The 6,871-nt window shown below is 52.8% G+C and carries 5 protein-coding genes and 2 pseudogenes; 3 read left to right on the top strand and 4 right to left on the bottom strand.

What is annotated here, in order from left to right:
- Nucleotides 1-218: pseudogene (locus tag VGC33_RS13335) on the top strand (PTS sugar transporter subunit IIB); the annotation flags it as partial.
- 259 nt (nt 219-477) lie between these two features.
- Here the strand turns inward: VGC33_RS13335 and bglB are convergent.
- The 4 genes from bglB to VGC33_RS13355 form a co-directional block, all read right to left on the bottom strand.
- Nucleotides 478-1,620, bottom strand: coding sequence for a beta-galactosidase BglB (gene bglB, locus VGC33_RS13340; RefSeq protein WP_331121252.1), 1,143 nt, complete (start codon nt 1,618-1,620; stop codon nt 478-480).
- Between the two features lie 4 nt (nt 1,621-1,624).
- Nucleotides 1,625-3,220, bottom strand: a complete 1,596-nt coding sequence (locus tag VGC33_RS13345) for an MFS transporter (protein WP_331121253.1) — start codon at nt 3,218-3,220, stop codon at nt 1,625-1,627.
- 100 nt (nt 3,221-3,320) lie between these two features.
- Complete coding sequence (locus tag VGC33_RS13350) at nt 3,321-4,412, bottom strand: alcohol dehydrogenase catalytic domain-containing protein (RefSeq protein WP_331121254.1); 1,092 nt, start codon at nt 4,410-4,412, stop codon at nt 3,321-3,323.
- A gap of 527 nt (nt 4,413-4,939) precedes the next feature.
- On the bottom strand, nt 4,940-5,932 hold the full coding sequence (locus tag VGC33_RS13355) for a LacI family DNA-binding transcriptional regulator (protein WP_331121255.1): 993 nt from the start codon (nt 5,930-5,932) through the stop codon (nt 4,940-4,942).
- Between the two features lie 232 nt (nt 5,933-6,164).
- Between VGC33_RS13355 and VGC33_RS13360 the strand changes: the two genes are divergently transcribed.
- Nucleotides 6,165-6,761 carry a cytochrome b gene (locus VGC33_RS13360; RefSeq protein ID WP_331121256.1) on the top strand — a complete coding sequence of 199 codons (597 nt, stop codon included), beginning with the start codon at nt 6,165-6,167 and terminating at the stop codon, nt 6,759-6,761.
- Nucleotides 6,745-6,871: pseudogene (locus tag VGC33_RS23335) on the top strand (YceI family protein); the annotation flags it as partial. The gene VGC33_RS13360 and the pseudogene VGC33_RS23335, both read left to right, overlap by 17 nt.

A 6,871-nucleotide genomic window follows, 5' to 3' on the forward strand; every position in this document is an offset into this window, starting at 1 on the left:
TTGCCGCCGCGGGCGGAGCAAGTAATATTAACAGCATTGACGCCTGTATTAGTCGTCTGCGCCTAACGGTAATAGACGCTACGCTGGTCAATGATGCCGCGGCTAAGCGGCTGGGAGCAGTTGGCGTGATTCGCCCTAATAGGAACTCGGCACAACTTATCGTTGGCACCGCAGCTGAATCTATAGCCGATGCGATGAAACAGGTAATAGCCAGCGGCGGCGGCCGGTAACGGGTAATATTGCTTAAGTGGATGTCGGGATAGCCCATTGTTTATTTGGTTTTGAGCGAAGCACTGCGGCTTTTGATCACTCCGGCCCTGTACATGAATCTGTATAAATGCCTTTTCTCAGAAGTGACCGTCCAGGCGGTCACCGAACTCGATAATAAAGCGGCTCATCGCCATACGCCAGTCCCTCAGCGGCATCGTCCATTTCTGTTATCCGTGCTGATTTAATCACCCATCATCGCCAGCGTCGTTACAGATAAATTCGCTGGTATTCTGCCAGGCAAAGAATGGCCATCGCCTGGCCATAGGGCATCGGGGTCAGCGGGATCTGACGGTAATAGTCCAGATCCTTGCCCATCTCGGTGCCAAACGATACCTGCCTGAGTTCTCCATCGTCGCTGATATGGTCCACTACCCCGCGCACCGCTTTCTCGGCCACCGAGGCATATGACGGATCTATATACCGTTTGCGCACCGCCTTGAGAATACCGTAGGCGAAGCCGGCGGTGGCCGAACTTTCCAGATAGGAATCGCGGTCGTCCAGCAGCGTGTGCCACAGTCCGCTATCGTCTTGTAGCTCAGCCAGAGCGCTGACCTGGCTGGTTAGCACTTGCAATAGATAGCGGCGGGTGACGTCCTGCTCCGGCAGGTCCAGCAGTTCAAGGAAATCCGGTATTGCCACCGTCAGCCAACTGTTGCCGCGCCCCCAGCGTGCCCGGGAAAAGTTATGATGGCCCTCAAAGGTCCAGCCGTGAAACCACAGTCCGGTCTCCCGGTCCATTAAATAGTGAATATGCACCAGGAACTGATATTTGGCCTCTTCCACAAACTCGGGTCGGTTCAACAGCATGCCGATTTTAGCCAACGGCAGCACGGTCATCATTAGCGTGTCGTCCCACAGTTGCTGATGATTCTCCTTGTGGATAACGATATGTTGCAGCGCGCCTTTATCGGTACGCGGCATGTCGTACATTATCCATTCCGCCCAGCGTTCCAGATAGGGGCGCCAGGCCGGATTGCGGGTTTCCTCGTAGCGATAGGCCAGCGTCAGCAAGGGACATACGGTATTGACGTTCTTGGTTGGCGTGCCTTCAGCCAGCCGCGCGTTAAACCAGTCGTCGATAATTCCCCGCATTTGCTGGTCGCCGGTCTGCTGGTAATACTGGTAAATACCATACAGGCCAATGCCATGCGTCCATTCCCATCCGGCAGCCCAACCCTTGGCGTCAATCACCCGGCCATCGTCAAGGCGCAGCACAAACTCGCCGGTGGAGTCCTCGATATTGATCAGATTATGAGTAACGTTGTGGATCAGCTTTTTAAGCGCATCGCGGGAAATGAAATATTCCGGCTGGCGCAGAAGCGCACTGTGTTTTACGGGAAAAATTGTCATGATTTTATCCTGCGTATTTATCGTTTTCAGAAGAGGAAAGCGTTGGGCGCGCATTACCGGCTTTGACCGGCGGCGCTTTGTGGCGGTTTAGATAACCGATGTTGTTGTTGCCCCAGAGGGATTCGTATTGCAAACCAGTCAGCATTTCCACCGTGGCGCGGGTCTTGGGCGACACGCTTTCCGGCAGAGTGCGATTGGCGGCGCGCATCCGGCGGTTTTCGTCCTGCAGCAGTTGATGGGTATGTAGATTAAGCTTATAGGTCAGGGATATGGCAAAGCCGATCGCCAGCACGCCTACCGTACCGACGCTGAGAATCAGTAGGATGGTATGGCTGACTTGCGGATCCTGCACGCTTTGACCGGAGACAAAGCCGGACAACTGCATGACGATGCCCACCAGCATCACCGCCCCGGCCTGTGAAGCTTTGCGGGTCATGGTCATCACCCCGGCGAAAATTCCTTCGCGGCGCTGCGAGGTGATAATTTCATCCACATCAGAAATGTAGGTATAGGTATTCCACGGCACATAATTGATCCCGCCGCGGCCCAGCCCGGCAATGACGGAAATGAATATCAGCAAGGCGTACACATCGCTCATCCCGGCATAATACACCAGGGCGAACGACGCCGAAGCCAGGCCGAACAGCACCACAACAAGTCGATAGGAAGGCGCGGGTCCGAAGCGGATGCACAGCGGGATCATGCCGATGACCGCCACGAATTGCAGAATAGCCATTACGCCCATCAGGTTAGAAGCCACAGTGGCGCTTTGCATTAGCACGAACACGACATAATAGGTAAACACCGCATTGAACACATCCTGCGCGATATACCCCCCCAGGTACAGCCCCAGATGCTGACGGAAAATCTTGATGCGCAGGGTCGAGGTGAGTTCGACGCGCAGGCGTTTGAGGCTCTGGCCTAGCGTCAATTGCTGCTTTTCGCGCTCAACCTTACGCTCAGCCTCGGATTTCAGCGCGGCCGGGCGTTCCCAGGTGAAGCAGTACACCAAGGTCAGCACGATGGCGCAGATAATAGCGAACACCAGGCTGGCATAGAAAAACGAGATGGCGTTGTCCTTGCCGAAGTGGGACAGAAGAATGCCGGGCATGAACGCTGCCAGAATCGCGGACAGCTGTCCCATCGCAATGCGGGCGCCGGAGAATTTTGTTTTCTGCCTAAAATCATCCGTCATTTCCGGCACCAGCGTTTCGTAGGGCACCAAAATCATGGTATAGACAACGTCGAATAACAGATAGGTAAGCAGGTAGTACCAGAAACCCATGCCGCCAACCCACATGAAGGTGTAGCTAAAGACGAACGGGATACCCAACAGGATGAAGAACTTGCGCCGCCCGAACCGTTTACCGAACCAGTTGCTACCGAAGTTGTCGCTCAGATAGCCCATGAGCGGGCTGGCGAAAGCGTCCAGCACGCGCGCGCACGCGAAGATAAAGGTGGCTTCAATGGGGGAAAGCCCACAGAAAGTGGTATAGAAATAAAGCAGCCAGGCGGCGGTCAACACGGCGGTGCCGGCGCCTAAAAAGTCACCCGAGCCGTAGGCCAGATAATGGGGAAGTCCTATGGTACGTGTTTTCATTGTTATGATGCCCCAAATTGAAAAGATTGGATGGGGAAATACGCCGGCTCGAAATAAATAAACCGGCGCCTTCGGCTCTATTATCTATACCGGCCGATGCTTAATCGGCGTGGGGAACCAGCAAAACCTTGACGGCCTGCGGCGTGCCGAAGGTTTTGAACGCTTCCTGCCAGTTATCAAGCGCAAATTTATGCGTAACGATGCCATCGGCGGTCATCAGCTTGCGATGGAACAAGTCGATAACAGTTTCATAGCAGCCTGGGCTGAGATGCGCGCCGCGAATATCAAGCTCCTTGCGATCGCCGATAATCGACCAGTCGACGGACGTCTCCCGGCTGAAAACGCTGAATTCCACAAAACGCCCCAGCTTACGCACCATTTGCAGCCCCTGATTTACGGCGGCGGGGTTGCCGGTAGCTTCAATATAGACATCGCAGCCATAGCCATCGGTCATCGCTTTCACCCTGGCGACCACATCGTCTTCCAGCGGATTCAGCGCCTCGTCCGCCCCCAGCGTCTTCGCCAGCGCCAGGCGGTATGGCATGGTATCGATAACGATTAATTTTTTTGGCGTCTTCAGCTTAATTGCCTGGATCATACCCAGCCCTAAGGTACCGGCGCCCGCCAGTACCACCACATCGTTAAATTCAATGCTGGCGCGGTTGACCGCATGTACGGAACAGGAGAAGGGTTCTATCAGGGCGCACTCTTCCGGCGTCAGGCTCTTTGGGATTTTATGTACCCGGCTGGTGGGTTTGAACAACATATATTCCGCCATGCCGCCGTCGGCATCCTGCTTTTGAAAACCGTAGATATCGTGTTTTTCGCACATCCAGTACTGCCCGCTGCGGCAGAAGCGACACTTTTCACAGGGGACGATTTGCTCGGCGATCGCCCGATCGCCGAGCTGAACGCCGAAATGCTCCAGCCCGTTCGGGCCAGCGGCCACGACTTCACCATAGAACTCATGGCCGGAGACCACCGGTGTTTTCACGTACCTGGGGAAAGTGTCATTGCCCCAGAACATCGGTGCGCCGTGATAGCAGTGAAAATCGGACGCGCAGATACCGCAGGCGCCTATCTTCACCAGCAGCTCCTTTTCTTTGGGCTGCGGCAAGGGGGCCGAGATCAGACGGTAGTCTTCAGGGCCAAAGTTGACCAATTGCTTGATTTCAGAAGGTAGAGTTGTCACGAACGTTCTTCCTATAATAATGATGTGCAATCAGGTTAAAATGTTTTCGTAAACATTAATAACAATCTTCGTGTTTTATGTGATCCATATTGCAAATTATTTATTTTATATTTATTTATCAAATAGATAACTAATAATAGTTTTCATATTTTAAAAAAAATAATTTTTAATCTCGAAATTAATCCTAAAATAATCATTAAAATGTTTACGTGAACATATTGATTATACAAAATTTCCCGCCTCCGATTACCTCTCATAACAGGCTGAGCGGATATTCTAGCCGGGTGCTGGAGCATCATGGGAAGGAGTAGCGGATTTGGCCATGCGGGCAGCGATGTAGCGTTTTTTTATGCCGCTTAGTGTGGATGCGTCCATCCAACCGCCGGGTTAAGCCATGCTGTGGCGCCGTCTAGGGCCGCGGTGGCATTGGGGCTTGAAGTTATGGATATTTACAGCGGAGTTTCTTTTGCCGCAGCGCTGTTGGCTCGATTTATCGCGCCAGTCCTGGCGAGTACTTCCTTGGCCTCTTAGCGATGGTTTTTCAAGAAGCCATTGATAATCGTGCGTTGTTGCCAAGGACGATCTTCAATTGCCGCGATCAGGTTTTCCGCGACGGTCATTGCCCACTGATTGTAATCATGCACCACGCAGGGATAGAACAAGCCGAAATCCTCAGCGTTGGGAATATCATCAATCGACAGAAAATCGATCTTGTTGAGTGACCAACGATTGGCAATGTTGCTGGCAGCCAGTGAAATCGCACCATTGATGCCGATAATAGCGTCGTAATCGATCGCGCCCGAGGAGAAGTGGCTGGCTATTTTCTCCTTCGCCAAGTCGTAGCGGTAATCGGCGTATAGGCGCGTTACCCGTATGTCAGACGGGATATTTTCACAAATGCTGTCAACGCGCGAGCGAGTAATGCGCGAACGCTCGTTGCCTCCGACGATCAGGATCTTTCGGTAGCCTTTTTCCCTCACCACTGAAGCGATAAGCTCGCCGGCGCGCTGGTCATTCACACTGACTGCGGGCAGAGAGGTATTGAACTGGCGATCGAACTGGATCAGCTTGGTCGAAGAATTGTGCAGTATTTTCAAATGGCTGACGTCATAGTCCGGCGTATCGCTAATGACCGACAGCACCACGCCCGCCGCTTTGTAGCCCACCAAGGTGTTGATGGCCCTGGCCTCTGATTCCCGACTGCCGCGGGTGGTGAAAATCATCACTGAATACCCTTTGGCCTCGGCATGGTGGCACATTTCCTGAATGACATAGGCATAGCTTTGATTAAACGTATCGTCGGTGACGATACCGATGATCGGACTCTGAGTGGTTTTAATGTTTTGCGCGAAAACGTTAGGAACATAGTCTAACTGGCGCGCAATCTGCAGAATCTTCTCCCGGGTTTGCGTTTTTACTTTTTCCGGCGCGGTAAAGGTTCGGGAAACGGTAATACTGCTTACGCCGGCGAGGAGCGCAATATCCGTGATAGTGGCAGATTTATTACCAAAAGCTTTCATATGGCGCAGATCATCGGTCCTAAAGAGAGCCAGTATATCATCTAAAATACCTGGGATTACTCACAAGTTTTAACAGCATAGCCGCTACTTTTTTTCTATTGCCGAGGGTTCGTGTTTGCATTTTTCTATTTACAAAACTTTAACGTATTTGACACGACTTAAATTGCTTTTTTATTTCAATCTGTTTTATTTGTTGACCAATGGTAACGCAAACCCACGAGGACGACGCCTTATGCGCTGGCGCAACTCGGCCGACAGTTTCGGCCATATCAGCATTGCCATCCACTGGCTGGTGGCGTTCACCCTGTACGGCATGTTTGCGCTTGGCCTGTGGATGGTGACGCTTGGCTATTATGCGACCTGGTATCATCGCGCGCCCGAACTGCACAAAAGCATCGGCTGTGTCCTTTTCGCCATCATGATCTTACGCCTGATCTGGCGTTTTATTTCCCCGCCGCCCAAACCCCTCGGCCATTACTCGCCGCTGACCCGCGCCGGCGCGGTGCTGGCGCATTGGACTTTATATATCCTGCTGTTCGCCCTGCTTACCAGCGGGTATTTGATTTCCACCGCGGACGGGCAGCCGATAATTGTATTCGGCTGGTTTTCCGTTCCGGCCACCCTGAGCGGCCTGGCGGGGCAGGCCGATTTAGCGGGCGACATCCATTTATACCTGGCGTGGTGCGTGGTGATCCTGTCGGTATTGCACGGCCTGGCCGCGTTAAAACATCATTTTATCGATGGCGACATTACCCTCAGGCGGATGCTGGGGTATCGCCTTCATCAACCTGCGCAATATAAGGAAAGACACCATGCTGAAAAAGACTAGCCTGGGCCTGGCGGCGATCGCGTTATTATTCGCCGCGGGCATAGCCGGTGCGGCGGAGTATAAAATTGATAAGCAGGGCCAGCATGCTTTTATTCAATTCAAGATCAAAC

This window comes from Acerihabitans sp. (assembly GCF_036398755.1).
Classification (GTDB): Bacteria; Pseudomonadota; Gammaproteobacteria; order Enterobacterales; family Enterobacteriaceae; genus Acerihabitans.